Consider the following 26,385-nt stretch of genomic DNA (forward strand, 5'->3'; position numbering starts at 1 on the left):
GTGCGCGGTCGCACGGCGGGCCGTCGGTCGCGGGTACGCCCCGCGAGGTCGGCTGGTCAGCGCTTGAAGGCGTCCTTGCCCTTCTCCTTGGTGCCCCGGGCGTGCCCGCGGCCCTCCAGGGCGCCTCCCTTGGCCGCCGTCTTGTCGTCGCCGGCGGCGTGGGCGGTCTTGCGTACGGCCTTGCCCACGATCTGCTCGCCCTTGGCCTTGGCCTTCTCTTCGGCACTCATGGCTACTCCCTTCGTAGGCGGTCACCGGTTCGTCTGCCCGCGACCGGTCGCCGGAAACGGCGGGAGGAGTTCCGTTCGGCTACTCGGCCACCGCCGGGACCGGCGGGGCGGGGTCGCTCTCGCGCAGTTCGGCGAGGAGCTCGTTGCGCCCCGCCAGGAGCTCGGTGAGGATGCGGCGGGCCGCGCGGAGCAGCTCCGCCACGTCGCCGCCGGCGAGCGCGTAGCTGACGGTCGAGCCCTCCCGGATGGACACGACGATGCCCGCGCGGCGGAGCACGGCCAGTTGCTGCGACAGGCTGGACGGCTCGATCTCGATGTCGGCGAGCAGGTCCCGCACCGGGACCGGCCCGTGCTGCAGCAGTTCCAGGACCCTGATGCGTGCCGGGTGCCCCAGCATGCGAAAGAACTCTGCCTTGGCTTGGTAGAGGGGCAGTTGCATGGCGCTCTTCCTGCCGGTCGGGGTGGCTGGCTCCCATGGCGCGGCGCTCCCCCACCGCGCCATGGGTTTATCCGCTCATCTTCTCGATCCGTGCAGCTCACGTGCACCAGTTGGAATGATCTCCAAGTGATGACTTGAAGAATTCTTCAATTCGTGGGCATGCGTCTGCCGGGTCGCGGAGCGGTCAGACTTCCAGCTGCGCCTCGACCCGCTTGAGGACGTGGCGGGCCATCGCCAGGTTGGAACGCTCCTTGTCGATCACCAGGTAGAGGAACAGGCCGTTTCCGTTGCGGCCCGTCACCAGCCTGATCAGGTGGTACTGCGTCCCCAGCGTGATGAGGATGTCCTCGATCTGGCTCTGCAGCCCGAGGTGCTCCATGGTGCGCACCTTGGCCCGGATCACGTCGGTGTTGCCGGCCGCCGCGACGGTCAGGTCCAGCTCCTTCCCGCCACCGAGCGTGCCGAGGGCCATACCGCTGGTGTAGTCGACGACGGCCGCGCCCAGCGAGCCCTCGACCTCGGTCATCAGTTCCTTGAGTGCAACTTCCACGCTCGCCATCGCGGCCTCCGTTGTGTGTCGGCGGTACGAGCCCCGGTTCCGGGCCCGCCTGCGATCGCAACGTACGCGGAGTGATCCGGCGCGAAGAAAGATTGATCGGGAATGACGGAAGATGATCAATTGGCCATCTCCACGAAGGTATCCAGTTATAAAAAATGATCAGCCAACTACCAGTTGCAGGCGAGAGGAGGTTCCCGCAGCGCGGCGCGGCCGGTCAGGCCGTCCGCGAGATCGGCCAGCGCGACGAAGTCCTCGGGACGCAGACCCAGACGCGGGTCGACGTGGTGCAGAGCCGCCGGCGCGGGGCTGCAGGCGTCGATGTACAGCTCGTCCAGCACGCTCTGCTCGTCGTCCACCCAGAGGAACGGGCGGCCGGCGGCGTGCTCCACGATCGCGGCGGTCTTCCAGTGGACGCCGTCGGGTCGCTCCCGGAACAGGTCGTCGCCGAAGTCGACGAAGGGGAGCTCGGGGAGGCCGAGGACGGGGGCGATGTGCCGGTTGGCGTGGGCCGTCCAGGCGGTGGCCCAGCAGATGTCGAAGCCGAGGGACAGCAGCGCGGGTCCGTGCGCCGGGTTCAGCCACAGCCGCCACGGGCGGGCCCTGAGGGTTCCGGGCACCGGACGTGCCCGGTAGCCGGGCAGGGGACGCGGCCGCGCGGCGGCATACGGGTTGAGCGGCCCGTCGACGTCGAGGTAGAGCAGCGGCCTGTCCATGGATCCCCCTTGTGTGGTCGTGCGCGACCAGCGTCGCCGAGGCAGCGCCGGAGGTCATGAGTACGGGTACTCAGGTGCGGCACCCGACGTGCGGCGTCCGGGGCGGGCCCCGGCGCGTTCAGGAGCGGTCGAAGCGGTGCAGCCCCGGCCGGCCGGGGCAGACGTCTCGTCGCCGGGCCGGGGCGGGGTGTGCCGGGTCATGACGTCCTCCGGAGCGGGGCCGGATCACCCCACCCTACGGAGCGGCTCGGACATCGCCGCCGCTCCGCTCACCGCTGCTCGGCCCGGGGCGGACAGGCGCCCGGTCCGCGGGTCCGTCCCGCCGCGGCGCTCCGGCCGGCCCGTCGGCCGCCGACGCCCCGTCAGCGGATCGCGGGGCGGCGTCGACGGCGTCCTTCTCCCCGGCGACCGCCGCTGCGGCGAGCAGCGTGGCGGCGCCGAGGCCGCCCCAGAGGGCGAGAGGGCCGCGTGGGGCGAGCGCCGTGATGACGGCGGGCGACACGGCGAGACCGAGCCCCGTGGAGAGCTCGAAGCGGGCCAGGGCACGCCCCAGGTGGCGGGCCGGGGCCAGGTGGGTGACGAGCGCGGTGGCGCTGCCGGCGTGGACGATCTCACCGACCGTGCACAGCACCGACACCGCGAGGACCGCCGGGGCCGCCCAGGCCGGGCCGTCACCCGGTGCGGTGACCAGCAGGAAGCCGAGGTAGGAGACCGCGAGCAGGACGCCGGCCAGGGCCAGCACGGACCGTCGCCGGTAGCGGGCGAGCAGCAGGGTGACCGGCACCTGGAGAGCGACCACCAGCACCGTGTTGGTCACGAACACGGCCGCCGACCAGGCCGGGGAGGCGTGCAGTTGCGTCACCAGCACCAGCGGCAGGGCGATCTCGGGGACGTTGAGGCAGAAGACGTAGACGGCGTTGGCCGCGAGCAGCGCGGGCATCCGCGGCACGGACCCGTGACCGCCGTCGGGCTGCGGACCGGTGGCCGGAGGCATCCGCAGGCGCACGGACCAGGCGAGCGCCGCCGCGACGAGGTAGGCGAGGCCGGTGGCCGCGGCGAGCGCCCGCAGGGCCGGGGCGCCGCCCGCGAGGCAGACGGTGGCCACCAGGGCGCCCACGCCGAGGCCCGCGTTGCGCAGGGTGCGGCCGGCCGCCAGGGCGGCATCGCGCTCGCGGCCGTGGGCGACGGTGGCCACCACGGCGGCGTGGGCGGCGGGCCATGCCTGGTTGCCGACGCCGTGCAGGAGCGCGGCCGCCGCGAACATCCACACGGTGCCTTCCGGGGTGGCCAGCAGCACGGCGACTCCCGCCACCCGCACCAGCATCGAGGTCGCAACGACCGTGCTGCGCGCGCCCCGGTCGATCCACCGGCCCACGGCGGGCATGCAGACCAGGCCGGTGACGACGGCGACCGTCATCGCGACGCCGGTGACCGGGGCGGACAGCCGCAGCACCGTCAGCCCGTACAGCAGGAGGAAGGGGCGCAGCATGCCGGTGCCCAGGGCGTCCACGCCGAGGGCGACGGCGTAGCGGGGTCCCCCCGAGGCGCGCACGAGGGCGCGGGGGCGGACCTTCATGGTGGTCGTCATGGCCCCACGGTCGCGGCCTCGGGCCGTGCGGGGCACGTGGGTTGACGATCACCGTCAAGCGACACGTCGACGCCCGCCCGTGGCGGGGACGATGATGGGCGGGTGACGCTGAGCATCGACATCCGTGGTCTGCCGGCCGGGGCCCTGCGGTTCGCCGCCTCGCCGCTGGCCGAACTGACCGCGATGCTGCACGTGCTCGCCGAGCCGGATCACCATCCGCGCCTGGCCGCGCGGGCAGCCGAGGCCGGGGCGGGGCTGCGGCCGGAGCTGGCGGAGCGGCTGCGGGAGGCGGACGTCCTCTGGCGGTCCTCCCAGGCCGACTTCCTGCTCCCGGCCCGCCCGCGGCCCACGCTCGGCGAGGAACTGGACGACGTGGACCGGCTCGACGACGAGACCTACGTGACCGCCGCGCTCGTCTCCACGTGCGGCGGCCGCCCCGACCGCCTGGCCGGCCCGTCCCCGCTGGCCGACAGCGGCGCGCGGGAGCGGGTGCTGCGGCTGGCCCAGGCCCGCGGGGAGCGCCAGGAGGCTTTCACGGCACGGCTGTTGGTTGATCCCGGCAGGGTGCGGGCGCGGGTCCGGCGCACGCTCGAGCAGTGCGCGGAGGCGTTCTTCGACGCCGTCTGGGCGAACGTCGCCGGGCGGCTCGCCGCCGACCTGCGGGTGAAGGACGACCTGCTGCGGCGTCAGGGGGTCGGCCCGGCGCTCGCCTCGGTGTCGGGGGCCCTCTCCCTCACCCCGGACGGCGGCCGCCTGGTCGTGGACAAGCTCCAGGACAGGGCTGTCTCCGCGCGGGGCGCCGGCCTCACCTTCATCCCCAGCGTGTTCGCGCACCCGCATCTGGTGGTGGTCCACTCCCCCGGCTGGCGCCCCGTGGTGCAGTACCCGGTGACGGGACCTGAGCCGGCCGCCCCGGTGCCGCTGGAGACGGTGGCCCTGCGGTTGGCGGCGCTCTCCCACCCGGTGCGGCTGCGGCTGCTGCGCACCCTGGCGCGCGGCGCGCACACCACCGGGGAGCTGGCGCACATCTGGGAGTTGTCCCTGCCGGAGGTCTCGCGTCACCTCGCCGTCCTGCGCCGCGCCGGTCTGCTGTCGGCCGGGCGGCACGGCCGTCACGTCCGTCACGCGCTCGATCTGCCCGCCGTGTCGGCGCTGGGCTCCGACCTGCTGGCCGCGGTGCTGCGCTGACCGGCGCGGCCCGTGCCGCGCCGGCGGTGCGCGGCCGGGGGCCCGCGCCGCGGCCGGTCGCCGTGGCACGGGCCCCCTTCGTCCGTGTCGTGCGCTGCTGCCCTGGTGGTGTCAGTTGCTGCCGGTGCGGGCGCAGGGCACGTCGTTGAGCGTGAAGCGACCCGGTGCGGCGGCGTTGCCGGTGTGGCTCACCAGATAGCCGAGGGTGACCGAACCGCCCGGCGGGATCGCCGCGTTGTGGCTGGCGTTGGACGCGGTGTGGATGTCGCCGAGGGAGGTGAGGTCGGTGTTCCAGTCCGAGGTGACGCTCTGCCCGTAGGGCAGCGAGAACTGGAGCCACCAGCCGTCGAGCGGGGTGGTGCCCGTGTTGGTGACGGTGAGGTCGACGGTCATGCCGGTGCCCCAGGCCGTCTTCTTCACGTCGACCTTGCAGGGCGGCTTCGTCCGCTCGAAGGACACCTTGTGCAGGCCGCCGGGCAGGTCGTTGACGACGTAGAACTCGCCTTCCTGAGTGGCGCCGATCGCCGTCACCTGGGTCGGCCAGTCACCGATGTCGGCCTGGCGGTAGCCGCCGTTGCCGTCGGGACGCAGCGCCCAGACCTGCGACGAGCAGTAGTCGGTGGCGATGTAGGTGCCGCCGACCAGGTCGGCGAACTGCTTGCCGTGGTACACCTGTCCGCCGATGACCGCGCAGTTGCCGTTGTAGGGCGAGTAGTAGTAGTCCTGCGGGGTGTAGCGGGCTCCGGAGGCGCACTGGGCCTCGTCGAAGACCTGGGGGCCCTCGTAGCAGGACCAGCCCAGGTTGGCGCCCGCCTGCTCGGCGCGCGTCAGGTTGGTGATCTCCTCCCACCGTCCCTGACCGACGTCGGCGACCCACATCGACCCGTCCGCCGGGTCGAAGGAGAACTTCCACGGGTTACGGGTGCCCCAGAGCCAGATCTCGCCCCGGGCCCCGGCGGTGTTGACGAACGGGTTGTCGGCCGGGATGCAGTACGGGAGCGAGCCGCAGCTGCGGCTCACGTCGACGCGGAGGATCTTGCCGAGCAGGGTGTCCTTGCGCTGGCCGGTGTCGAACGGGTCACCGGACCCGCCGCCGTCGCCGATCGCCATGTACAGCTTGCCGTCGGGGCCGAACGCGAGCTGGCCGCCGTTGTGGTTGCTGTAGTCGGCGTGCGGCTGCTGCAGCAGGACCTCGAGCTTCCCGTCGGCGAGGTTGTAGCGCGCCAGGGTGACCGCGGCGTCGGGCAGCGCGGTGTAGGTGAGGTAGAGCTTCTTGCTGGTGTTGAAGTCGGGCGGCAGGGCGATGCCCAGCAGGCCGCGCTCGTTGCCCGTCTCGTCGACCTTGTCGACGATGTCCAGCAGGGGGGTGGAGGAGAGGCCGGTGCTGGGCTGGTAGACGCGGACCCGTCCGGACTTCTCGGTGATGAACAGCCGCCCGGTGCCGTCGCTCGGGGCGACGATGGCGGTGGGACGCCGCAGGCCGGAGGCGACCTGGGTGGTGGTGGCGAGGACCTCCTCCATGGGCGGCACCGCGGCGGCGGCCGTCCGCGCCTCCGTGGCGGGCGGGGCCTCGGCGGAGGCGGCCGGGAGGGACAACGGGCCGGTGACGGACAGGGGAAGGGCGAGCAGCAGACCTAACCAGCGGCGGCGCGGTAATCGTCTCTTGAGCATGTACGGCTCCTGCGTTCGTACGGGAGAGCGGACAGAGCGGCGCGGACCCGCCTGGTCGCGGGCCCCTGCCGCATCGGTACTACACATGTGCCCCGCCGGGACGCTAGTGCCTCTCCCGCCCAGGCACCAGGCCGCCTACGTCCTGACGTGCGCGCGCGGAGCGCCTCGCGCGGCTCCCCGGGGGCACGTGCTCGCGCCCGCGCCGTCCCCGCGGAGCCGGCCGGGCCGCTCCCGCGGACCCGGCCGTGCCGTCGCCGTGGGTCTACCGGTCGGCGTCGCGGCAGGTCAGGACCCGGGTGACGGAGCCGTCGTCCTCGGTCACGTCCCGGACGTGTGCGAAGCCGAGCTTGCCGAGCACGGCCAGGGAGGCGGTGTTCGGTTCGGCGACGGTGGCATGCACCTCGGTGAGGCCGAGGGCGCCGAAACCGTGGGCGACGATGGCCTCGGCCAGCTCCCGCCCCAGGCCCGATCCCCAGGCCGTGGGGGCGAGAGCGTAGATGATCTCGTGACCGCCCAGTTCCTCGTTGGGCTTGATCTCGGCGTGCCCGACCAGGCGCCCGTCCCGCCGCACGGCCCAGACGTCGAACAGCTCCTGGGCGTAGACCTTGGTGAAGACCCGCCCGAACAGCGCGCGGTACTCCGCCTCGGGCTCGGGGCCGTCGCCCATCCAGCGGGAGACCCTCTCGTCGAGGAACAGGGCGACGAAGTCCTCCTCGTCCTCACGGTGGTAGGGCTCGAGCAGCAGGCGGGCGGTGTGCAGTGTCGGGGTCACGCGGTGACGCTAACCGGCCCGCGACGACCCCGGCAAACCACTTTCACCTGCGCGTTCGCGGCCCTCTCAGGAGCCGTCGCGCAGGTCGGCGGGGGCCGAGGGCGTGAAGGTGACGTCCTCGAACCAGGCGGTGCAGCCCTGGCCGGTGGGCGACTGGGCGAGGAAGCCGACGGTGGTGCGCCGGGCATCCGCCTCGTGCTCGTGCTCGTGCTCGTGCTCGTGCAGGGAGAAGTAGCGCAGCAGGCGCCACCCCTGTCCGTCGGTCGAGGCGTGGAAGGCCCAGGCGCGGCCCGCGCGGGTGACCCTCAGCCACAGCGTGTCGCCGGACACCTCGAAGGCGTTGGCGTCGTCGGAGGTGCCGCGGGTGACGACGGTGACCGCGGTCGGGGTCTTCTGCGGGGAGTACTCGAAGCAGAGCTTGGCCCAGCGGTCCTCGGCCGCGTGCACCAGCAGCACTCCGGCGTCGAAGGCGGAGGCGAACTCCACCCGCACCCGGGCCGCCAGGCTGAAGTCGCCCTCCGGCGGCACACCGGCGAGCCGGCCCGCGTCCGGCGGCGTGCCGCCGCCCGCCGGGTCGAGGAAGAGGTCGGTGCCGGCCTGTCCGGTCAGCCGCAGGGTTCCGCCGGACGTATCGAACACGCACGGCGGCCCGCCCTCCGGCGCGAGCGGGAAGGGCAGGCTGGGTAGGGTCGGCGCAGTCACCGTCGGAGTCTCGTAGGGTGGGTGACGGATCGTCAAGAGCGGCCGCGGCCGCTCCGTCACGGGGAGAGGCCATCGTGAGCAGCGTCTTCGTCACCGGTTCGGCCCAGGGCATCGGCCACGAGACCGCCCGGGCACTGGTCGACACCGGGCACCGGGTGGTCGTCCACGCCCGCGACGAGCGGCGCGCCGCCGAGCTCCGCGCCTCCCTGCCCGGCGCCGCCGCCGTGCTGACCGGCGACCTGGCCTCGCTGGCGAGCACCCGCTCGCTGGCCTCGGCGGCCGCGGAGGCGGGCCCCTTCGACGCCGTGATCCACAACGCGGGGGTGGGCGGCGGCGCCTCCGAGCGGGTGACGACCGGCGACGGACTGGAACACATCTTCCAGGTCAACGTGGTGGCGCCCTACCTGCTGACCGCCCTCTCGCCCCGCCCGGCGCGCCTGGTCCTCCTCACCTCGGGACTGGAGTCCGCGGGGCGACTCGACTTCGGCGACCTGACCTTCGCGAAGCGCGCGTGGGACGGCATGCAGGCCTACTCCGACAGCAAGCTCATGGACGTGGCGCTCGCCTTCGCCCTGGCGCGCCGGTGGCCGGACGTCGTCGTCAACGCGGTGGACCCCGGCTGGGTCCGTACCCGGATGGGCGGTCCGAACGCCACCGACGCGCTGCCCGACGGGGCCGAGACGCAGGTGTGGCTGGCCTCGTCCGACGAGCCGGACGCCCTGGTGACCGGCCGGTACCTCAAGCACCGCGTCTCCCTGCGGGCCAATCCGGCCGCCTACGACCTGGACGTCCAGGACCGTCTGCTGGACGTCCTCGCCGGGATCACCGGCGAGACCATTCACCACTCCTGACACGGAGGAGCCCATCATGCGGATCGCCGTCGCCGGCGCGACCGGCAACATCGGCGCCCTGACCGTCGCCGCCCTGGAGGAGGCCGGGCACGAGGTCGTGCGCGTCAGCCGCTCGCTCGGCGTCGACCTGACCACCGGGGAGGGCCTCGACGCCGCCCTGACCGGTGTCGAGGCCGTCGTGGACGCCACCAACGGTCCCGCGGCCGACCGTGACGAAGCGATCGCGTTCTTCGGCACCAGCACCCGGAACCTGCTCGCCGCCGAGGCACGGGCGGGTGTCCGGCACCACGTGCTGCTGTCGATCGCCTGCCTGCACCGCGTCGAGGGCAACGCCCACTACGCCGGCAAGCGGGAGCAGGAGCGCCTCGTCTCCGAGGGCCTGGTGCCCTGGACGATCGTCCCGGCGACCCAGTTCCACGACTTCGCCGAGATGGTGACGGGGTGGACGGAGCAGGACGGCGTCGCCACCGTCGCCCCGCTGCTGCTGCGCCCGATCGCTCCGCAGGACGTGGCGGACGTCCTCGCCGAGATCGCCACCGGCGCTCCGCAGGGCATGTACCGGGACGTCGCGGGGCCCGACCCGCAGGACCTGGTGGACATGGCCCGGCGCACCCATCAGGCGCGCGGCCGCGCGGTCCGGCTGGTGCCGACCTGGTCGGGGCTGTTCGGCACGGAGATGGCCGGTGACGTGATGCTGCCGGGTCCGGACGCCCGCATCGCGCCGACCACCTTCGAGGAGTGGCTGGCCAAGCAGCACTGAGGCCAGGACGGCAGCAGCCCCGCCGCGTCGTGCACGCGGCGGGGCTGCGACGTCAGCGGCCGAGCCGCGACGTCACCGTCGGAGTCGCCACGTCACCGGCCAGGCCGGCGTCAGGCGCAGTACTGCGCCTGCTTGCCGATCGAGCGGTACATGCAGTCCGCGTTCTCCAGGAGTTGCAGCACCGCGTCCCGGTTGCGGGAGGTCTCGCGGTCGATCACCTCGTCGGGCGGGTAGAACCCGCCGCCGGAGCTGGACGACGGATACATCTCGAAGGTGTACGAGAAGATCTTGTACGTGCCCCAGAGCCAGTCGTTGATCGACCCGTCGGTGATGTACAGGTCGCTCGACTGCTCGGCGGTGTAGCCGTTGCTGGCGGCCATCTTCTGCCCCACCGTGGCGAGGGCGCTGCGGTCGTCGGCCGTCAGACCGGTCGCGGTGTCGGCCGTGGTGTACCCGTAGGGCCACAGCACCAGCTCGCTGTAGGTGTGGAAGTCGATGCCCGCCTTGATCTGCTGCTTGCCGCCCACCACACGCCCGCGCACGAAGTCGGCGACCACCTTGACCTCCTTGGCCGACTCGCCCGCGGTGCCGCGGTAGGTCTCGGAGGACGTCGAGCCGGAGGAGCCGCCGCAGCAGCCCCAGCGGTGGGCCCAGTTGCGGTTCAGGTCCGTGCCGACGTAGCTGGAGCCCGAGTTGGGCTGGCGGTTCTTGCGCCACGAGCGGTAGGAGCCGGTGGCCACGTCGTACTCGCCGCCGTCCGGGTTGAGGTCCGGGATGATCCAGATCTCGCGGCCGTTCACCATGTCGGTGACCCGGGAGTCGGTCCCGTAGTCGCCGGTCAGCTCCCGCAGCAGGTACAGCGCCATCTCGACGGTGAGGTGCTCGCGGGCGTGCTGGTGATGGGTGAACAGCACCTCGGGCTCGGCCTCGTCGGTGGCGACGTTGTCGCTGATCTTGACGGCGACGATGTTGCGCCCCTGGTACGAGGTGCCGATCACCCGCTGCGAGGCGATCTGCGGGTTGGCCTGGACGATCGCGTTGATCTCGGCCGTCATCTCCGCGTAGTTGTGATAGCGCGCGTCGGCCGTCGGGAAGTCGAGGGGGCGGACGTCGTCCTCCCCGGCGGACCGGTCGGGGACCGAGCCGAGCGGCGTCACGTCGTAGCCGAGCGAGCGCAGTTTCCTGATCTGGTCGGCGCGGCCCGAGACGACGACACCGTGGCCGTGCACCTCGTCGACGGTCACCCCGGTCCGCTGCAGGGCGGTGCGGTCCTCGGGGGTGGAGTGCAGGGTGATCTCGTACTGGCGGACCTCGTCCGCCGCGACCGACGCGGCGGCGGTCGTGGTCGGCGTGTCGTCGGCCGTGGCCGACACGGGTGCGGCGAGCGCCAGGGCCAGCAGGGCGGCCAGGGCGGCGGTGCGTCCGCGGTGGCGGGCGCCCGTGCCGTGGGGGCGGAGTCGCATGAAGTCTCCTTGATTCTCCGGGAGTACCGGGATTGTCCGGCCTGAGGGAGTGGAGCGGGGCGGTGCGACGTGCGCGTACGACGTGCGGGTGCGGTGGCGCTCATCGTGAGTGCGTGGCATGTCTGGGTCAAGGGCGGCCGGGCCGGACTGTCCGGAACCGGTCCTCGGCCCGTCCGGCAGGGCTCCCGGCCGGGCCGGGGCCGGAGCGGGGCCGGGGCCGGGGCCGGGGCCGGGGCCGGGGCCGGGGCCGGGGCCGGGGCCGGGGCCGGGGCCGGGGCCGGGGCCGGGGCCGGGGCCGGGCCGGGGTCTACTTCCTGAGGCCTCGCCGCTTCCAGACGGGCTCTTCGTCCGGCGTCATCCCTGACCACCAGCTGCCGCGATGGGGGTGCTCCCGCTCCACGCGTTCGCACAGGAAGGCGAGGTCGCTGCGCCCGTACGGACGGATCACCTGGGCCATCGTCAGGCCCCGGTCGTCGACCGCGTCGATGCGCGCGCCCAGGGCGAGGAACGTCCGCACCAGGGCGGGCGAGCCCCCCGCGTACACCGCCGCGTACAGCGGCGTCCGCTGCCGGCAGTCCTGGGCCTCGAGGTCGAGCCCCGCCTCGACGAGCCGGGGCAGCAGCGCCTCGTGGTCGAGCAGGTGGAGGACGTGCAGCAGGCTCCGGCGCCCGCCGTCCCGCACGCGCGGGTCGACACCGGCGTCCAGCAGCGCGAGCACACCCGCCGTGTCACCGTGCTGCGCCCGCTGGAACAGCTCGGCCCGCTGCGCCCGCAGCGCCTTCGGCAGCCGGCCCCTCCCCGTCGTCCACGCCTCACGGACCGCGAAGCAGTCGGTCGGCCGCGGCCGTGCGAGCAGGCGACGGCAGTCGGCCGGAAGGTCGCAGGCGGCGGGGAGGCCGCAGGCGGCACGCACCGGCGGCTGCTCCTGCTCGCCGTGCGGAATGTCGAGCTGTCCGCCGCGGGAGACCACCTCGTGCCACGCCCCGCCGCACCTCACGCGCACCGGCTCCGGCGTACGCGGGCCCGGCGGCCCTTCGGGGACGGGGAGCGAGGGGAACAGCGAGGCGCCCACCAGCGGGTGGAGTTCGGCAGGGGCGAGGTGGCCGGCCCGCAGCAACTGCAGGTCGGGCAGCGGCCGGTGCAGCCACCGGGGCAGGAGCGGGGTGTCACCCGGCGGTTCCGCCACCTGGGCCCGCACCGTGCCCTCGGCCCGGTCCGCCGGTTCGAGGAACAGTGTCCCGCGCATGCCGGCGTCGAGCCGGAACCGGCTCCCGGACTGCTGGGCGGCGAGCCGCCGCAGTTCGTCCTCCAGCCTGGTGAGGGTGAGGACGTGCGGGGTGAGTGCGAACCGGGGAGGTGCGCCGTCCAGCGTGATGCCCGCAGCGGCGAACGCCTCGGCCGTGCGCCCCCGCTGCTGCAGCAGCACCGTCCACTCGGTACGCGCCGCGGGGTCGACGCCCGGGCCGTCGCCGGGGTCCACGACGGGCAGGCGGGAGGGGTCGCGAGGGGTGCCGTCGGCCTCCATGAAGGGCGGGCGGTCGGGTCCGCCGCCGCAACGCTCCCGCAGTTCGGCGGTGTGCCGCGCGTCCCAGAGGTGGCGTGCCGTCGACCAGTCCTCGCAGGTGACGGCCCGGACCCTCGGCCACCGCTCCGCCTGCGGCGATCCCAGGCGCAGCGCGAGACGCTGCGGGCCGTCGATCGTCGTGGGCGTTCGGACGTACAGGAGGACCGGTCCGTCGACGCGCGAGGCGTGCCGGGAAAGCAGCACGGCCACGTCGGTGGCCAGCGTGGTCCGCCCGCCGAGCGTGCGCGGCAGGTGCCAGCGCAGCAGGTCCGGGACGAGATGGCGCAGGTCGTCCTCCACCGCTGCGGCGACGTCGGCGCCGTGCCGTGCGGCGACGTCACGCAGGTCGAGGCCCACGTCGACGTCGGCAGCCGCGCAGGCGCCGGCCCAGTCGCCGGCCAGGCGTCGCTCGGTGGCGTGCTCGATCATCGTGCGCGGAACGGCGTAGCGGCGGACCCGCCGCCAGCTCGACGTGTCCACGGGGTCCTGTCCGATCACCGGTCGGCGCCCTTGACCACACGCGGGTGGGGGCGGGCACCGGCGGCGCGCTCCCTGGCCCCTCCCGCGGGGCGGCACACGGGCGTGATGGCGCTCATCCCGCTCCCTCACTCCCCCGGCCGACTCTTCCCCGCACGATGTGGACGGCAAGGCCGGTCGGATTCGAACCGACGTCCACCAGCCTGGAGCTCGGGTGCGACGACCACTGCGCTACGGCCTTGCCTGCGGTGATCCTACGGGCCGGGCGGGCGGGACCGGGTTGCCCCGCGGCCGGTTCGTGACCGCGGGTGGGCGCATTCCGGCCGACCTTGCTGACATGAGCATGACCTATCGGCCCGGTTGGGCAGTGTCCTGGGGCCCCTGGGAGAACCTACGACGGGACTGACGGCAGGTCACCTGCCGGCGCGGTGCCGCAACCCCCCACCCCGGTTCCGGACAGGGCCGGAACCCGTGACCGAATGGACAGCCATGCAGAAGTCCTTGTGGCTCAAGGCGGCCGGCGCCGCCGCAGCTCTCACCTTCGCCGCGACGGCCGCCGCGCAGGCGGCCCCCGCACCGGCCGGGACGGCGCGCGCCGCCGCGGCGGTGACGCTCCGCTACGACGACAGCCGGGCCGCCGGCTGGGAGTCGGCGATCGCCGCGGGAGTCGCCTCCTGGAACCGGAACGTCGACAACGTCCAGCTGGTCGAGGCCCCGGCCGGCACCCGCGCCGAGATCGTCATCGTCGCGACCACCGGCTGGCCGCAGGCGTACCTGGGCCCGGTGCGTCCCGGAGGCCAGGTACGGGTCGAACTCGGCAGCCAGGCCGTGGCGCAGGGGTACAACAAGACCCGCATCGCGGCCCACGAGCTCGGCCACAGCCTGGGGCTGCCCGACACCAAGCCCGGCCCGTGCACCCAGCTGATGTCCGGCTCCAGCGCGGGGACCAGCTGCACCAACGCGGTACCCAACGCGACGGAGCAGGCCCGCGTCGAGTCCTTCTACGCGGGCGCCCTGACCGCGGCCGCCACCGCCGGCGGCCGCACCCTGGTCGACGCGCCCTAGTAACCCGAGTCGGAGATTTGTCGTTGGTTGGGCATGAGTCGTCCGGGTCCGAAGATTCCGCCGTTGTCGGTGACTGATGCCCAACGAGCCGCGCTGGAGGGATGGGTCCGTCGTCGCACGACGGCCCAGGCCCTGGCCCTGCGGTCGCGGATCGTGCTTGAGTGCGCCGAGGGACACTCGATCATGGAAGTGTCCCGCCGGTTGCGGATCACCCCGGACACCGTCCGCACCTGGCGACGCCGTTTCCTCGAACGGGGCCTGGACGGCCTGTGCGACGACCCGCGTCCGGGCGTCCCGCGCAAGATCACCGACGCGGACGTCGAGCGGGTCATCGTCAAGACGCTCGAGGAGACACCGAAGAACGCCACCCACTGGTCGACCAGGTCGATGGCAGCCGCCACAGGGATGTCGCAGTCGACGGTCTCGCGGATCTGGCGGGCGTTCGCCCTGGCCCCGCACCGGTCGCAGACGTTCAAGTTGTCCACGGATCCGCTGTTCATCGACAAGGTCCGTGACGTCGTCGGCCTCTACCTCGACCCGCCGGAGAAGGCGCTGGTGCTCTGCGTGGACGAGAAATCGCAGATCCAGGCACTGGACCGGTCCCAGCCCGTCCTGCCGATGATGCCCGGCGTCCCCGAACGCCGCAGCCACGACTACGTCCGCGCCGGCACCACCACCTTGTTCGCCGCCCTGGAAGTGGCGACCGGCAAGGTCATCGGCTCGCTCCACCGCCGCCACCGGGCCGCCGAGTTCAAGAAGTTCCTCGCCAAACTCGACAAGGAAGTACCGGCCGACCTCCAGGTCCACCTGATCCTCGACAACTATGCGACCCACAAGACACCCGACATCAAGAAGTGGCTCCTGGCCCATCCCCGCTTTCAGATGCACTTCACGCCCACCAGCGCGTCCTGGCTCAACCTGGTCGAGCGGTGGTTCGCCGAGCTGACCCAGAAGAAGCTCAAGCGTGGCGTCCACCGCTCCGTCCAGGCCCTCGAGCGTGACATCCGGGCCTGGCTCGCCGACTGGAACGAGCACCCCAGACCCTTCGTCTGGACGAAGACCGCAGACGAGATCCTCGACAAAGTCGCCGCATACTGCCGACGAATCTCTGACTCAGATCACTAGGTCTGTCGCGGATCATCGGCGGAGCCCGAACCGGATCGCTGCGGCGGGGACGGTACCGTGGAAGGACGCAGGCCCGGTTGACGGTTCTCTCGACCCGTTACGGCGCCGGTAACGGTTGCGGTCGAAGCCGGTAGGCCTGCCACCGGCTCCGGCTCCGCCGCCGCGTTGTTGGTTGCCCCGCTGGCCATCGTCGCCTGGTTGAACGCCCCGTCAACCGGTCGACGGCGGCGGTTGTGCGCCGACGCCACGCCCTCACCCGCCCACGACCCCCTCCGCCGCGCCGAGGTCCTGCCCGACCGGAACCCTCACTGCCGCAAGTGGGGCGCGGCCGAGGCCGTGGCGATGACCTCGTCCAGGATGTCCCGGGAGAGGAGCAGGTCGGCGACCATGCGATCGATGCGGTCCCGCTCGGCGGAAAGATCGTCCACCAGCCGGCGGGTGGCGATCTCGCTCGGAGCACCGTCCACGTCGCGTATGCAGGGCAGCAGCTGGGCGATCTTCTTGCTGTTGAGCCCCGCCGCATAGAGGGCCTGGACGCGGATGACCCGGTCGACGGCCCACTCGCCGTAATGCCGGTGGCCACCCGGCGTGCGCTCGGCCCTCAGCAGGCCCTGTGTCTCGTAGTAGCGCAGCGAACGCTCACTCACCCCGCTGCGCCGTGCCAGCTCGCCGATGCGCATGGTGTCACCCCGTCCCCGGCACGCCGTGCCCGGTTGAGGGCTTGAACTTGCCGCCGGTGTCAGCTTTTACCGTACCGTCATGACGAACACGGCAGAACAGTCGACGCTCTTCACCCCCACCCGCCTCGGCGGCCTGGACCTGCCCAACCGCCTGGTGATGGCTCCCATGACACGCAACCGCGCCGACGCCGAGGGAGTCCCGCAACCGGTCATGGCCACCTACTACGCCCAGCGCGCCTCGGCCGGACTGATCGTCGCCGAGGCCTCCACCCCGAACGCTGTGGGGCAGACGTACCCGAACATCACCGCTGTCCACCACGCCAGGCACGTGGTCGGCTGGCGAAGGGTGACCGACGCCGTACGCTCGGCGGGCGGCCGTATGTTCCTGCAACTGCAGCACGGCGGCCGGGTCGGCCACCCCGACACCAGCGGACACACTCCCCTCGCCCCCTCGCCCGTCCCGCTCCCGGAGCCCGTCCACACCCCCGGCGGGCCACAACCTGCCGTCATCCCACGCGCGATGACCGCTGAAGAAATCAAGGGCACCGTGGCGGACTTCGCCGCCGCCGCCCGCAACGCCGTCGACGCGGGCTTCGCCGGGGTGGAGGTGCACGCCGCCAACGGGTACCTCCTGCACCAGTTCCTGGCCCAGGGGACGAACAGGCGCACCGATGCCTACGGCGGTTCCGTCGCCCACCGCATCCGCTTCGTGGTCGAGGTGGCCCGGGCGGTCGCCGACGCCATCGGCCCCGATCGGGTCGGCGTGCGGATCTCTCCCGGAGTCACCGTGAACGGCGTGGAGGAGGGTGACACGGAGGACATCTACCCGGCGCTCGTGGCTGCCCTGGCCGAAGCCGGCCTCGCCTACCTGCACGTCGTCTTCGCCGACCCGGAGCAGGGGCTCTTCCACGAGATCCGCCGGGCCTGGCCCGCCACGCTGATCGCCAATCCGGTCCTCGGCTGGGGTCAGCCACTGCCGGCCGACGGCGGGAGGCAGGCAGGCGAGCGGCTGCTCGCCGCGGGAGCCGATCTGATCTCACTCGGCCGCCCCTTCCTCGCCAACCCCGATCTGGTCGAGCGTCTGCGCACCGGAGCCCCGGTCAACCAGGTACGGGACCAAGGCCTCATGTACACGGGCGGTGAGCTCGGCTACACCGACTACCCCACCCTCGCCGCCGTCCGACAGCATTCCGGGACGCCGGAGCCGGCCGGGCGGTGACGGCCGGCGGTGCGGAGGGGCGTCGGCACGGGGCTCATGATGCCAGGGCGTCCTCTGGGCCGGGATCACCGCGCCGAGACGGTTGGTCACGCGGACGTCGTCACCTACCCCGCGGCGGCGGAGTGGCTAGGGGCCGCACTGCGGGACGGCACGGGACCCTTCGGCGGCGGGTCCCGCGCGTGGCTGGACATGCTCGGGTAGCGGGCACTCCCGCTTTTCGCCCCGCGGCGCTTCGCCTGGACGGCGCCTGCCCACGCCTCCCACGAAGCAGGAGAAACGCAGTGCTCACCCGTCGTCGCGGCACAGGCAGAACGGATGGCCTGCCGGGTCGAAGAGCACGCGGACGTTCTCCCGGGGCTGGAACCGCGCGACGGTGGCGCCCAGGACGACCGCCTCGGCGACCGCTGAGTCCAGGTCACCGACCTGGAAGTCGAGGTGCATCATCGGACGCTGGTCACCGTCGGAAGGCGGCCACACCGGAGCCCGGTAACCCTCCGCCTGCTGGAAGACGAGGAACGGTCCTTGCGGAGAGGCGGCCACAACGGACGTTCCCGGCTCTTCGTGCCCGACGCGCCAGCCGAGGAGCGCGGCATAGAACTTCGCCAGACCTGCGGGGTCCGGCGCCTCGATCGTCGTCCCCCACCACATGCCGTCCGTCCGAGATCGCATGCCTGAGCCTAACCGGGGCTCCCAGGACGGGAAGGCACTCCCGCCGGCTCCCGGTCCGCTGTCGGCGGCTGCCCGCGGCGGCGGCCCCGGTCAGTCGCCGGAGGGTCATGGCAGCCGACCCGTAACTCCGTTGTGGCGGACCTGCGTTGTGGGAGACCATGCGCCCTTGTGACCTCACGAGCAGAAGAACCCGTTGACGTAGGGGCCCCGCCCGCCGTGGCCGTCACTCCCTCCACCCCGGCGCACCGGGACGGCAACGTCCTGCGCTGGCTCGTCGCCTACACCTTCTCCGTGGTCGGCGACGCCGCCTATTTCGTGGCGCTGGGCTGGGCCGCGCAGAAGGTGGCCGGGCCTGCCCAGGTCGGCCTGGTGATGGCGGTCGGCGCGATACCCCGGGCGATCCTCATGCTCGGCGGCGGGGTGATCGCCGACCGGTTCGGCCCGCGCCTGGTGGTCGTCTCCTCCGACGCGGTCCGCGCCGTGGTGATCCTCGCCGCGGCCGCGGCCCTCGCCTTCAGTACGCCCGGCCTCTGGTTGCTCGTCGCACTCGCCCTGGTCTTCGGCGTCGTGGACGCCCTGTTCATGCCGGCGGTCGGAGCCATGCCGCCCCGGCTCACCGGCCGCGACCAGTTGATGCGGGTGCAGAGCCTGCGCAACCTGGTGCAGCGGTCCGGCCACATCGCCGGCCCGCCGCTCGCCGGGTTCTCGATGGGGCTCGGCGGGCCCGCCGGCGCGTTCGCCGTGACCGGCGTCCTCTTCGCCCTCTCGCTGCTCCTCCTGGTCGCGGTCCGGCTCGCCCCGCTGCCGCCCGAGGAACTGCCCGCCGCGGACTCCACCGCCCGCCGCGACCTGGTCGACGGCATCGTCTACCTGCGCCATGAGCCCGTCGTCGGCCCGCTCGTCCTCTCCGGACTGCTCTCGATGATCGGCTGCATCCCACCGATGGCGATCGGCGTCATCCTGCTCGCCGAGGAACGCGGCTGGGGCCCATCCGGCGGTGCCTGGGTGAACGCGGCCCTCAGCACCGGCGTCTGCACGACCTCGCTCCTGCTCGTCGTGCGCGGCCGCTTCCCCCGCGCCGGTCACTGGCACAACATCACCCTGCTCGTCGCCTCGGCCGGCATCGGCCTGATCGGCGTCATGCCGAACCTCGCCCTCGCGGTCGCCGTGGCGCTCGTCTCCGGACTGGTGTCCGGCCTGTGCGGCGGTCTGGCCATGGCCCTGATGCAGGCCAACACCGCCCTCGCCTACCAGGGCCGGGTCGCCGCCGTCCAGGCGCTCAGCGCGGTCGGCATCACCCCGGTGATGTTCCCGCTCTTCGGCCTCCTGGTGGAGCTGTGGGGCGCCGGCCCCACCTTCCTCCTCTTCGGCTGCGTCAGCATGCTCGGCGCGACGGTCTCCACCGCCTCCCACGCCGTCCGCCATGCCGACCTGGACTTCCGGAGGACCGCGGGACGCTGAGGGCCGTGGAAGCGTGCGAACGGCACGGCCCGATCCGTCGAACGGCGCCCGGACCGCCCCGGGTGGCGGAACTCCCGTTGCCTGGTGACCGGGCGGTCGTTGGCCTGGTGGCGCCGGGCCGCGCAGGCCGGAGGGCGTCACCAGCCGCAGGTCAGTGCACCAGGAGGAGTGGCCACCGACATGAAATTCGTGCAGATCATCGACTTCGAGACGGAGCGCATCGACGAGGTGCGGCGGCGGATGGACGAGTACGAGGAGCAGTCCCGTACCCAAGGCCGGACCACGGCCCCCACCGCCCGGATGCTGCTCAAGGACCGGGCGAACGGCAACCGCTACCTCGCCGTCGTGGAGTTCCCGGACCACGAGACGGCCATGGCCAACAGTGACGCGCCCGAGACCGGCGAACTGGCCCAGCAGCTCTCGGCCCTGATGACCCGGCCTCCGGTCTACACCGACTGCGACGTGGTGGAGCAGCACACCGGGAAGTGACCCGGCCCGGCCGGGTCGGCCCGTCACCACCACGTGGGTGACGGGCCGACGCTCCATGCAGCCCCACGCGGGACCGCCGTCGCGGTCAGAGGAGCGCCGCGGCCCCGTGGGCGTCCAGCGCGGCGAGGCGTTCGCGCACCTCGGCGGCGAAGTGCCGGTCCCCGGCGAGGTCCTCGGCGCCGAGGACGGTGAGGAGGGCGGGGACGGCCCGGTCGGCGTGGCCCTGCCAGGCGGCGCGCAGGCGGTCCGCCGCCGGGTCGTCGAGCCGCTCGTCGCGGGTGTGGCGGGCCCACGCCGCGACGGCGCCGGCCAGCATCGGGGCCGCGTGGCCCGCCGCGCGCAGCTCCCGCAGCGGGGCAAGCCAGCGTTCGGGCACCTTGAGGGAGCCGTCGGTGGCGATCTGCCGCAGCTGGTGGCGCATCGCCGGGTTGGCGAACCGGACCACCAGCCCGTCCACGTAGCCGTCGACGTCGAGGCCGGCCGGCAGGCTCCGCGCGACCTCGGCGGCGTAGGCGCGCAGCACGGGCTCGGCCCACGGCGCCGTCATCGCGTCGGCGACCGTCTCCCGGCCGTCGGCGAGGCCGAGGCAACTGAGCAGCGTGTGGCTGCCGTTGAGGAGCCGCAGCTTCATCACCTGGTAGGGCGCGACGTCCGGGACCAGGAGCGCGCCGGTGTCCTCCCAGCGGGGCCGGTCCGCCGCGAAGGCGTCCTGGAGGACCCACTGGGTGAACGGCTCACCGGTGACCGCCGCCTCGTCGCGGACGCCGAGGAGCTCGCTCGCGGCGTCCCGGTCGGCGTCGGTCGCGGCGGGGACGATCCGGTCGACGACCGTGGAGGGGAAGGCGACGGCCTCGTCGATCCAGGCGAGCAGGGTGTCGCGGTCGTCCCAGCCGGACGCCTCGACGAACTCGCGGACCAGGCGGGCCGCCACCTGCCCGTTGTCGGCCATGTTGTCGCAGGGCACGACGTTCAGCGGAGCCCCGCAGACCACGCGCCGGGTGCGAAGCCCGTGGGCCAGCTGCCCCGGCACGCTCGCCGGGGCGGGCGCGCCGGCCAGGTCGGCGGCGACCAGTGGGTCGGTGGTGTCGAGACCGCCACCGGGGGCGCGGCGGTAGCCCTTCTCGGTCACGGTGAGGGTGACCACCGTGACCGCCGGGGAGGCGAGCAGGGCCCGCAGCCGGTCCGCGTCGTCGGCCGCGTGCAGCGCCTCGCGGAGCTGGCCGACCACGCGGGTGCGCGGTCCTTCGGGGGTGCGCAGGGTCAGCGAGTACAGCCCGTCCTGCGGGGCGAGCTGTTCGACCACGCCGCGCCCGCGCTGGGAGAAGCCGGCGATGCCCCAGCCTCCGCCGTGCAGCGCCTCGGCCTGCTCGGTGTGGACGGCCTGGTGGGCGCGGTGGAAGGCGCCCGGGCCGAGGTGGACGACGCGCGTGCCGAGGGAGCGGGGGTCGACCAGGGGGCCGGTCCCCTTCGGCAGTCCGGCCAGCGCGCCGAGACGGAGCCTGCTCACCAGTCGTGCACCGACCCGTCGGAACGGCGGCCCACCGGCAGGTACCTGGGGTCGTACGGGAAGCGCGCGGCTGCCTCCTCGTCGAGTTCCACGCCGAGTCCCGGAGCGTCGGACGGGTGCAGGGCGCCGTCGCGAAGCTCGTAGGTGGGGCGGAACACCTCGTGGGTGACGGGGTCGTGCTCCATGTACTCCTGGATGCCGAAGTTGGGCACGGTGACGTCCAGGTGGACGGCGGCGGACATGCTGACCGGTGAGAGGTCGGTGGCGCCGTGCGAGCCGGTGCGGACCTGGTACAGCTCGGCCAGGTTGAAGATGCGCCGCAGGTGGGTGATGCCGCCGGCGTGGGCGACCGAGCAGCGGATGTAGTCGATCAGCCGCTCGGTGATGAGCTGCTGGCAGTCCCAGATCGAGTTGAAGACCTCGCCGACCGCGATCGGCGTGGTGGTGGCCTGCCGGATCTGCCGGAAGTTCTCCTGCAGCTCGGCCGGGCTCGGGTCCTCCATCCAGAACAGCCGCAGCTCCTCCAGCCGCGCGCCGAGCCGTCCCGCCTCGGTGGGGGTCAGCCGGTGGTGGACGTCGTGCAGCAGGTGGAAGTCGAAGCCGAACTCCTCCCGGATGCGGGCGAGGTAGCGCGGAGCGAAGTCCAGGTACTTCTCGGTGTCCCAGAGCTGCTCCTCGGGAAGGGCCGCCGCGGCAGGCTCGTAGACGGCTCCCTTGCGGACGCCGTACGTGCCCGCCACGCCGGGCACGGCCGCCTGGGCGCGGATCGCGCGGTAGCCGGCCTCCTGGAACCGGGCGACGTCCTCGAGCAGTTCGCCGACGGTGGCGCCGCTCGCGTGGCCGTACACCAGGGCGCCCTCGCGGGCCTTGCCGCCGAGCAGGTCGTAGACCGGCATGCCGGCGACCTTGCCCTTGATGTCCCACAGGGCGGTGTCGACCGCGGCGATGGCCGTCATGGTGACGGGGCCGCGGCGCCAGTAGGCGCCCTTGTAGAGGTACTGCCACATGTCCTCGACGCGGTCGGCGTCGCGGCCGATCAGCAGCGGGGCCAGGTGGTCCCGGAGGTAGGAGGCGACGGCGAGTTCACGGCCGTTGAGGGTGGCGTCGCCCAGCCCCGTCACCCCGTCGGAGGTGGTGAGCTTGAGGGTGACGAAGTTGCGGCCGGGCGAGGTCACGACGACCTTCGCCTCGGTGATGGTGGCCATGGAGCAGCCCTTCCCGGGGAGCGTGGGAGTGTGGTGGATCAGTTGCCGGCGTGCGTGGTGACGCGCGCGGCGGGTGCGGCGGCGGTGGCCGCGGAGGCGCTCGCGGCGTCCTCGCCGCGGCCCCAGTCGGCGTACTCGGCGCCGCCACGCCGACCGGGGGCGGTCTCCGGCATGAAGTACAGGGCGATGATGCTGACCAGGATCAGCGCGGTGACGTACACGGCGACCCAGGTGAAGGATCCGTCACCGGCGATCAGCAGCGCGGCCGCCACGACGGTGAACGGGCCGCTGGCGATCATCGAGCCGAACTGCCAGACCACCGAGACGCCGCTGTAGCGGGCGCGGGCCGGGAACAGTTCGGGGAAGTACGAGGCCTGCGGCGCGTAGGTGCCGGCGTGGCCCAGGGCGAGGCCGGCGATCAGGAGGGCGACGATCACGGCCATGTCGCCGCTCTCGATCGCCTTGAACGCGGGGACGACCAGGACCAGGTTGAGGACCGCGGCGGTGAGGTAGACCGGCTTGCGGCCCACCTTGTCGGTGAGGCGGCCGAGCAGCGGGATGGCGAGCAGTTCGCAGGCGATGGCTATCAGCACGGAGTTGAGGACCATGCCCTCGTCGACGCCGTGCTCCTTGGCGTACGTCACGAGGAAGACGGTGTAGAAGGGGAAGACCGCGGCCTCGACGAACTTGGTGAACAGGCCGCCGAACAGTTCGCGCTTGTGGTCACGGGCGAGCAGCTTGAGCGGCGCGCTCTGGTGCGTGTTCTGCTGTTCCTTGGCCTTCTGGAAGGTCTCGGACTCGCTGACCCGCAGGCGGATGAAGACGCCGACGGCGACGACCAGGATGCTGAGCAGGAACGGCACCCGCCAGCCCCAGGAGAGGAACGCCTCCTCGGAGAGCTGCGTGGTGAGCAGTGCGAACAGGCCGGTCGGGATGAGGTAGGCGGCCGGCGAGCCGAGCTGGACGAAGCTGGCGAGGAAGCCGCGCCTGCCGGGCGGCGCCGCCTCGGCGGTCAGCAGGACCGCGCCGCCCTGTTCGCCGCCGACGCCGAAGCCCTGGATCAGGCGGACCAGGACCAGGATGACGGCGGCCCACATGCCGATCTGGTCGTAGGTGGGCAGCAGGCCGACCGCGAAGGTGCCCAGGCCGGTCAGCAGCAGCGTGAAGACCAGTGCCTTCTTGCGTCCGACCCGGTCACCGATGTGACCCCACACCAGGCCGCCGAGGGGCCGCGCGAAGAAGCCGACGGCGTAGGTGGAGAACGCGGCGAGGGTGCCCACGGTGGGGTCGACCTCGGGGAAGAACACCTTGTTGAAGGCGAGCGCCGACGCGGTGCCGTAGATGAAGAAGTCGTAGTACTCGGCGACCGTGCCGACGACCGAGGCGCCGACGGTGCGGCGGACGTCCTTGGATGTCGCCGGCTCGGGGGGCGCCGTGGCCGGGGACGCCGTGGCGGGGGTGTTGCTCATCTGCCTGCCTCCTTGCAGGGGGGCGGCCGCATGGACGGGAGGGAGCTGGGGAGAAGCGCCCGGGATGCCTGCGGCCCCTGAGTTCGTCGGCTACCATACAAGTACACCGGACAACGTCAAGAGGGGAGGCCCGGGATGGCTTCGGCGGTCAACGGGTTGCACGCGGCGCGGGCGCGGGGGCGGAACACCAGGCAGCTGGTGTACGAGCTGCTGCGGGCACGGATCGTCGGGCTGGAGCTGCGCCCCGGCGCGGCACTGTCGGAGAACGACCTGGCCGCCGAGCTTGGCGTGAGCCGGACCCCGGTCCGCGAGAGCCTGATACTGCTCGGCGAGGAGGGCCTGGTGGACGTCTATCCGCAGCTGGGCACCTTCGTCTCGCGGATCCGGCCGCAGGCCGTGGCCTCGGCCCAGTTCGTCCGTGAGGCCCTGGAGCTGGCCGCGCTGCGCGACGGCGTGGCGCAGGCCACCGAGCGCGACGTCCTGGAGCTGCGGGCCCTGCTGGCCGGGCAGGCCGAGGCCGACCGGCGCGGCGACCCGGAGACGTTCTTCCGGCTCGACGAAGAGTTCCACGCCCGCCTCATGGCGGTCGGCGGACACGGCGACGCCTGGTCGGTGGTGGGCCACGCCAAGGCGCACCTGGACCGGGCTCGGCGGCTGTCCCTCCCCCTGGAGGACCGGATCACACTGCTGGTGCAGCAGCACACCGACGTGGTCGACGCCCTGGAGCGGGGCGACGAGGGCGGCGCGGACGGCGCGCTCCGCGGCCACCTGCGGCAGGTGTTCGCCGACGTCGAGACCATCCGCGACCGCCACCCCGAACTGTTCGACGGCGAGGACTCCGCACCTCCGCGCCGCCGGCCCCGTACGAAGGAGCAGCACCGATGAGCATTCCCCTGAGTCCGATCCTGCTGGAGAGCCGGGTGATCGCGGTGCTGCGCGCCGCGGACGCCTCGTACCTGCGGCCGGCGGCGGAGGCCCTGGCCGAGGAGGGGGTGCGCAGCTTCGAGGTGACGCTGACGACCGCCGGGGGCGTCGACGCGATCGCCGAGCTGGCGACCTCCCTGGGGCCCGACGTCGAGGTGGGCGCGGGCACCGTCCTCACGCTCGAGGACCTGGACGCGGTGCTGGCGGCGGGGGCGCGATACGTGGTCACGCCCCACACCGACCCGGAGCTGATCCGCGCGGCCGTGGAGCGGGGCGTGCCGATCGTGCCCGGCGGGCTGACGCCGACCGAGCTGCGCACAGGCTGGGCGGCCGGTGCGAGCGCGGTGAAGCTGTTCCCGGCGTCCGCGGTGGGGCCGCGCTACGTGAAGGACCTGCACGGGCCGTTCCCGGCGATGCCGGTGATCCCGTCCGGCGGCGTGGACCGCGCGAGTGCCGGCGAGTGGATCCGGGTCGGCTGCCCGGCCGTCAGCCTGGGCGGTCCGCTGCTCGGCGACGCGCTGTCCGGCGGCGCCCTGGGCGCGCTGCGGGTGCGGGCGCGCGAGGTCGTGCGGAGCGTGCGCGAGGCGGCGGCGGAGGTGTCCGGTGGCTGAGGTCGTCACCCTCGGGGAGACCATGGCGCTGCTCGCGCCCGACCGGGTGGGCGCCCTGGCGCACGTGCCGGGGATGAGCCTGGGCATAGGCGGCGCGGAGAGCAACGTGGCCGTCGGCCTGCGGCGGCTCGGCGTGTCCGCGGCCTGGATCGGGCGGGTCGGCGACGACCCGTTCGGGCAGCGGGTGCTGCGCGAGCTGCGCGGCGAGGGCTTGGACGTGCGGGCGGTGGTGGACGCTGGCGCGCCCACCGGGCTGATGGTCAAGGAGCGGCGTACGGCCCGGACGGCGGGGGTCTGGTACTACCGCGCGGGCAGCGCGGGGTCCCGCCTCTCCCCGGCCGACGTGCCGGACGAGGTCTTCCACGACGCGCGTCTGCTGCATGTCACGGGCATCACCCCGGCGCTGTCGGCGTCGGCCGCCGAGGCGGTGCGGCACGCGGTGTCGGCGGCCCGGGAGCGGGGGTTGCTGGTGTCCTTCGACGTCAACCTCCGCACCAAGCTGTGGAGTCCGGCCCAGGCGGCGGAAGCGCTGGCCTGGCTGGTCCGGGAGGCGGACGTCGTGTTCGCCGGGCCGGAGGAGGCCGAGCTGTTCGTGGCCGCGGACGACGATCCGCTCGAGGTGGCCGCGGCGCTGTGCGCGCTGGGGCCGTCGCAGGCGGTCGTGAAGCTGGGCGCGGACGGGTGCGCGGCGGTCGCGGACGGCGAGCGGGTGCGGATGCCCGCGCTGCGGGTCGACGCGGTGGACACGGTGGGGGCGGGCGACGCCTTCGTGGCCGGCTACCTGGCCGAGCTCCTAGCGGGCCGCCCGCTGTCGGAGCGGCTGACCACGGCGTCCGCGACCGGGGCCTTCGCCTGTACGGTCCCGGGCGACTGGGAGGGTCTGCCGACCCGCCGCGAACTGGGCCTGCTCACGGCCTCGGAGAACGTCTCCCGCTGACGTCTCCTCACCCGCTCCGCCCCCGGACGGCCGGATCACGAAGGCCG

Annotated in this window: 26 protein-coding genes, 1 tRNA gene and 1 pseudogene; 11 read left to right on the forward strand and 17 right to left on the reverse strand. The window is 73.3% G+C overall.

The genetic code is table 11. The features are described 5' to 3' along the window. Positions 1-56 precede the first annotated feature (56 nt). The 5 genes from ACFRAV_RS12755 to ACFRAV_RS12775 form a co-directional block, all read right to left on the reverse strand. Positions 57-230, reverse strand: a complete 174-nt coding sequence (locus ACFRAV_RS12755; protein ID WP_351116541.1) for a hypothetical protein — start codon at positions 228-230, stop codon at positions 57-59. 79 nt (positions 231-309) lie between these two features. Continuing rightward, complete coding sequence (locus ACFRAV_RS12760; protein ID WP_351116539.1) at positions 310-669, reverse strand: metalloregulator ArsR/SmtB family transcription factor; 360 nt, start codon at positions 667-669, stop codon at positions 310-312. Positions 670-853: 184 nt separating this feature from the next. After that, the gene (locus tag ACFRAV_RS12765) at positions 854-1,228 is read right to left on the reverse strand and encodes a hypothetical protein (protein ID WP_108955907.1); all 375 of its coding nucleotides are present in this window, start codon (positions 1,226-1,228) and stop codon (positions 854-856) included. Positions 1,229-1,395: 167 nt separating this feature from the next. After that, positions 1,396-1,941, reverse strand: a complete 546-nt coding sequence (locus tag ACFRAV_RS12770) for a hypothetical protein (protein WP_382554413.1) — start codon at positions 1,939-1,941, stop codon at positions 1,396-1,398. 235 nt (positions 1,942-2,176) lie between these two features. Beyond that, entirely contained in the window at positions 2,177-3,529 is a 1,353-nt protein-coding gene (locus ACFRAV_RS12775) for an MFS transporter (protein ID WP_382554415.1), read from the reverse strand. 102 nt (positions 3,530-3,631) lie between these two features. Between ACFRAV_RS12775 and ACFRAV_RS12780 the strand changes: the two genes are divergently transcribed. After that, positions 3,632-4,717, forward strand: a complete 1,086-nt coding sequence (locus tag ACFRAV_RS12780; RefSeq protein WP_382554418.1) for a DUF5937 family protein — start codon at positions 3,632-3,634, stop codon at positions 4,715-4,717. A gap of 111 nt (positions 4,718-4,828) precedes the next feature. Here ACFRAV_RS12780 and ACFRAV_RS12785 read toward each other — a convergent pair whose 3' ends face one another. The 3 genes from ACFRAV_RS12785 to ACFRAV_RS12795 form a co-directional block, all read right to left on the reverse strand. Then, positions 4,829-6,388 (reverse strand): PQQ-dependent sugar dehydrogenase, encoded by a 1,560-nt coding sequence (locus ACFRAV_RS12785; protein WP_382554420.1) that lies wholly within the window; start codon positions 6,386-6,388, stop codon positions 4,829-4,831. Positions 6,389-6,650: 262 nt separating this feature from the next. Beyond that, positions 6,651-7,160 carry a GNAT family N-acetyltransferase gene (locus ACFRAV_RS12790; protein ID WP_382554422.1) on the reverse strand — a complete coding sequence of 170 codons (510 nt, stop codon included), beginning with the start codon at positions 7,158-7,160 and terminating at the stop codon, positions 6,651-6,653. A 66-nt stretch (positions 7,161-7,226) separates the two neighbouring features. Next, positions 7,227-7,862 (reverse strand): DUF1349 domain-containing protein, encoded by a 636-nt coding sequence (locus ACFRAV_RS12795; RefSeq protein WP_382554425.1) that lies wholly within the window; start codon positions 7,860-7,862, stop codon positions 7,227-7,229. A gap of 74 nt (positions 7,863-7,936) precedes the next feature. On the opposite strand from ACFRAV_RS12795, the gene ACFRAV_RS12800 reads away from it, so the two are divergent. Continuing rightward, on the forward strand, positions 7,937-8,713 hold the full coding sequence (locus tag ACFRAV_RS12800) for an SDR family NAD(P)-dependent oxidoreductase (protein ID WP_382554427.1): 777 nt from the start codon (positions 7,937-7,939) through the stop codon (positions 8,711-8,713). Positions 8,714-8,729: 16 nt separating this feature from the next. Further along, a complete protein-coding gene (locus ACFRAV_RS12805) occupies positions 8,730-9,473 on the forward strand; it encodes an SDR family oxidoreductase (RefSeq protein WP_382554430.1) in 744 nt (247 codons plus the stop codon). Positions 9,474-9,583: 110 nt separating this feature from the next. Here the strand turns inward: ACFRAV_RS12805 and ACFRAV_RS12810 are convergent, their stop codons facing one another. The 3 genes from ACFRAV_RS12810 to ACFRAV_RS12820 form a co-directional block, all read right to left on the reverse strand. After that, positions 9,584-10,936 (reverse strand): M14 family metallopeptidase, encoded by a 1,353-nt coding sequence (locus ACFRAV_RS12810; RefSeq protein WP_382554432.1) that lies wholly within the window; start codon positions 10,934-10,936, stop codon positions 9,584-9,586. A gap of 307 nt (positions 10,937-11,243) precedes the next feature. Beyond that, positions 11,244-12,998 carry an ankyrin repeat domain-containing protein gene (locus ACFRAV_RS12815; RefSeq protein ID WP_382554433.1) on the reverse strand — a complete coding sequence of 585 codons (1,755 nt, stop codon included), beginning with the start codon at positions 12,996-12,998 and terminating at the stop codon, positions 11,244-11,246. A 147-nt stretch (positions 12,999-13,145) separates the two neighbouring features. Beyond that, positions 13,146-13,218, reverse strand: a tRNA-Trp gene (locus tag ACFRAV_RS12820). Positions 13,219-13,466: 248 nt separating this feature from the next. On the opposite strand from ACFRAV_RS12820, the gene ACFRAV_RS12825 reads away from it, so the two are divergent. Together ACFRAV_RS12825 and ACFRAV_RS12830 are read left to right on the forward strand one after the other, a co-directional pair. Beyond that, positions 13,467-14,042 (forward strand): snapalysin family zinc-dependent metalloprotease, encoded by a 576-nt coding sequence (locus ACFRAV_RS12825; RefSeq protein ID WP_382554436.1) that lies wholly within the window; start codon positions 13,467-13,469, stop codon positions 14,040-14,042. 33 nt (positions 14,043-14,075) lie between these two features. Next, on the forward strand, positions 14,076-15,167 hold the full coding sequence (locus ACFRAV_RS12830) for an IS630 family transposase (RefSeq protein ID WP_382554439.1): 1,092 nt from the start codon (positions 14,076-14,078) through the stop codon (positions 15,165-15,167). 12 nt (positions 15,168-15,179) lie between these two features. Here ACFRAV_RS12830 and ACFRAV_RS12835 read toward each other — a convergent pair. Continuing rightward, positions 15,180-15,365 (reverse strand): annotated as a pseudogene (locus tag ACFRAV_RS12835) (IS5/IS1182 family transposase); the annotation flags it as partial. Positions 15,366-15,472: 107 nt separating this feature from the next. After that, positions 15,473-15,847, reverse strand: a complete 375-nt coding sequence (locus ACFRAV_RS12840; RefSeq protein WP_382554442.1) for a MerR family transcriptional regulator — start codon at positions 15,845-15,847, stop codon at positions 15,473-15,475. A gap of 79 nt (positions 15,848-15,926) precedes the next feature. Here ACFRAV_RS12840 and ACFRAV_RS12845 point away from each other — a divergent pair, with 79 nt between their 5' ends. Then, entirely contained in the window at positions 15,927-17,066 is a 1,140-nt protein-coding gene (locus tag ACFRAV_RS12845; protein WP_382554444.1) for an alkene reductase, read from the forward strand. 285 nt (positions 17,067-17,351) lie between these two features. Here ACFRAV_RS12845 and ACFRAV_RS12850 read toward each other — a convergent pair whose 3' ends face one another. Beyond that, a complete protein-coding gene (locus tag ACFRAV_RS12850) occupies positions 17,352-17,735 on the reverse strand; it encodes a VOC family protein (RefSeq protein WP_382554448.1) in 384 nt (127 codons plus the stop codon). 216 nt (positions 17,736-17,951) lie between these two features. Between ACFRAV_RS12850 and ACFRAV_RS12855 the strand changes: the two genes are divergently transcribed. Both ACFRAV_RS12855 and ACFRAV_RS12860 read left to right on the forward strand, forming a co-directional pair. Beyond that, complete coding sequence (locus ACFRAV_RS12855; RefSeq protein WP_382554451.1) at positions 17,952-19,196, forward strand: MFS transporter; 1,245 nt, start codon at positions 17,952-17,954, stop codon at positions 19,194-19,196. Positions 19,197-19,376: 180 nt separating this feature from the next. After that, on the forward strand, positions 19,377-19,685 hold the full coding sequence (locus ACFRAV_RS12860) for a hypothetical protein (RefSeq protein ID WP_382554454.1): 309 nt from the start codon (positions 19,377-19,379) through the stop codon (positions 19,683-19,685). An 85-nt stretch (positions 19,686-19,770) separates the two neighbouring features. Here ACFRAV_RS12860 and ACFRAV_RS12865 read toward each other — a convergent pair whose 3' ends face one another. Genes ACFRAV_RS12865 through ACFRAV_RS12875 form a run of 3 tightly spaced genes read right to left on the reverse strand, consistent with a single transcriptional unit; the run spans position 19,771 to position 23,866 of the window. After that, complete coding sequence (locus ACFRAV_RS12865; protein ID WP_382554457.1) at positions 19,771-21,192, reverse strand: mannitol dehydrogenase family protein; 1,422 nt, start codon at positions 21,190-21,192, stop codon at positions 19,771-19,773. Then, positions 21,189-22,397 (reverse strand): D-mannonate dehydratase ManD, encoded by a 1,209-nt coding sequence (manD, locus tag ACFRAV_RS12870; protein WP_382554460.1) that lies wholly within the window; start codon positions 22,395-22,397, stop codon positions 21,189-21,191. The genes ACFRAV_RS12865 and manD overlap by 4 nt, the downstream gene beginning before the upstream one ends. Positions 22,398-22,435: 38 nt before the next feature. Then, positions 22,436-23,866 (reverse strand): MFS transporter, encoded by a 1,431-nt coding sequence (locus tag ACFRAV_RS12875; RefSeq protein ID WP_382554462.1) that lies wholly within the window; start codon positions 23,864-23,866, stop codon positions 22,436-22,438. A gap of 135 nt (positions 23,867-24,001) precedes the next feature. On the opposite strand from ACFRAV_RS12875, the gene ACFRAV_RS12880 reads away from it, so the two are divergent. Genes ACFRAV_RS12880 through ACFRAV_RS12890 form a run of 3 tightly spaced genes read left to right on the forward strand, consistent with a single transcriptional unit; the run spans position 24,002 to position 26,338 of the window. Continuing rightward, positions 24,002-24,751: a GntR family transcriptional regulator gene (locus ACFRAV_RS12880; protein ID WP_382554465.1), complete on the forward strand. Its 750-nt coding sequence runs from the start codon at positions 24,002-24,004 to the stop codon at positions 24,749-24,751. After that, positions 24,748-25,401 carry a bifunctional 4-hydroxy-2-oxoglutarate aldolase/2-dehydro-3-deoxy-phosphogluconate aldolase gene (locus tag ACFRAV_RS12885; protein ID WP_382554468.1) on the forward strand — a complete coding sequence of 218 codons (654 nt, stop codon included), beginning with the start codon at positions 24,748-24,750 and terminating at the stop codon, positions 25,399-25,401. Before ACFRAV_RS12880 ends, ACFRAV_RS12885 begins: the two co-directional genes overlap by 4 nt. Then, positions 25,394-26,338 (forward strand): sugar kinase, encoded by a 945-nt coding sequence (locus ACFRAV_RS12890; RefSeq protein WP_382554471.1) that lies wholly within the window; start codon positions 25,394-25,396, stop codon positions 26,336-26,338. Before ACFRAV_RS12885 ends, ACFRAV_RS12890 begins: the two co-directional genes overlap by 8 nt. Positions 26,339-26,385: the final 47 nt, after the last annotated feature.

The sequence above is a fragment of the Streptomyces sp. NPDC056600 genome (assembly GCF_042792855.1).
GTDB lineage: Bacteria > Actinomycetota > Actinomycetes > Streptomycetales > Streptomycetaceae > Streptomyces.

Excerpts from the sequence above, each read along its gene's own strand:
- ACFRAV_RS12755 (WP_351116541.1), bottom strand. The coding sequence starts at position 230 with ATGAGTGCCGAAGAGAAGGCCAAGGCCAAGGGCGAGCAGATCGTGGGC.
- ACFRAV_RS12760 (WP_351116539.1), bottom strand. The coding sequence starts at position 669 with ATGCAACTGCCCCTCTACCAAGCCAAGGCAGAGTTCTTTCGCATGCTG.
- ACFRAV_RS12765 (WP_108955907.1), bottom strand. The coding sequence starts at position 1,228 with ATGGCGAGCGTGGAAGTTGCACTCAAGGAACTGATGACCGAGGTCGAG.
- ACFRAV_RS12770 (WP_382554413.1), bottom strand. The coding sequence starts at position 1,941 with ATGGACAGGCCGCTGCTCTACCTCGACGTCGACGGGCCGCTCAACCCG.
- ACFRAV_RS12775 (WP_382554415.1), bottom strand. The coding sequence starts at position 3,529 with ATGACGACCACCATGAAGGTCCGCCCCCGCGCCCTCGTGCGCGCCTCG.
- ACFRAV_RS12785 (WP_382554420.1), bottom strand. The coding sequence starts at position 6,388 with ATGCTCAAGAGACGATTACCGCGCCGCCGCTGGTTAGGTCTGCTGCTC.
- ACFRAV_RS12805 (WP_382554430.1), top strand. The coding sequence starts at position 8,730 with ATGCGGATCGCCGTCGCCGGCGCGACCGGCAACATCGGCGCCCTGACC.
- ACFRAV_RS12810 (WP_382554432.1), bottom strand. The coding sequence starts at position 10,936 with ATGCGACTCCGCCCCCACGGCACGGGCGCCCGCCACCGCGGACGCACC.
- ACFRAV_RS12825 (WP_382554436.1), top strand. The coding sequence starts at position 13,467 with ATGCAGAAGTCCTTGTGGCTCAAGGCGGCCGGCGCCGCCGCAGCTCTC.
- ACFRAV_RS12830 (WP_382554439.1), top strand. The coding sequence starts at position 14,076 with ATGAGTCGTCCGGGTCCGAAGATTCCGCCGTTGTCGGTGACTGATGCC.
- ACFRAV_RS12840 (WP_382554442.1), bottom strand. The coding sequence starts at position 15,847 with ATGCGCATCGGCGAGCTGGCACGGCGCAGCGGGGTGAGTGAGCGTTCG.
- ACFRAV_RS12845 (WP_382554444.1), top strand. The coding sequence starts at position 15,927 with ATGACGAACACGGCAGAACAGTCGACGCTCTTCACCCCCACCCGCCTC.
- ACFRAV_RS12850 (WP_382554448.1), bottom strand. The coding sequence starts at position 17,735 with ATGCGATCTCGGACGGACGGCATGTGGTGGGGGACGACGATCGAGGCG.
- ACFRAV_RS12860 (WP_382554454.1), top strand. The coding sequence starts at position 19,377 with ATGAAATTCGTGCAGATCATCGACTTCGAGACGGAGCGCATCGACGAG.
- manD (WP_382554460.1), bottom strand. The coding sequence starts at position 22,397 with ATGGCCACCATCACCGAGGCGAAGGTCGTCGTGACCTCGCCCGGCCGC.
- ACFRAV_RS12875 (WP_382554462.1), bottom strand. The coding sequence starts at position 23,866 with ATGAGCAACACCCCCGCCACGGCGTCCCCGGCCACGGCGCCCCCCGAG.
- ACFRAV_RS12880 (WP_382554465.1), top strand. The coding sequence starts at position 24,002 with ATGGCTTCGGCGGTCAACGGGTTGCACGCGGCGCGGGCGCGGGGGCGG.
- ACFRAV_RS12885 (WP_382554468.1), top strand. The coding sequence starts at position 24,748 with ATGAGCATTCCCCTGAGTCCGATCCTGCTGGAGAGCCGGGTGATCGCG.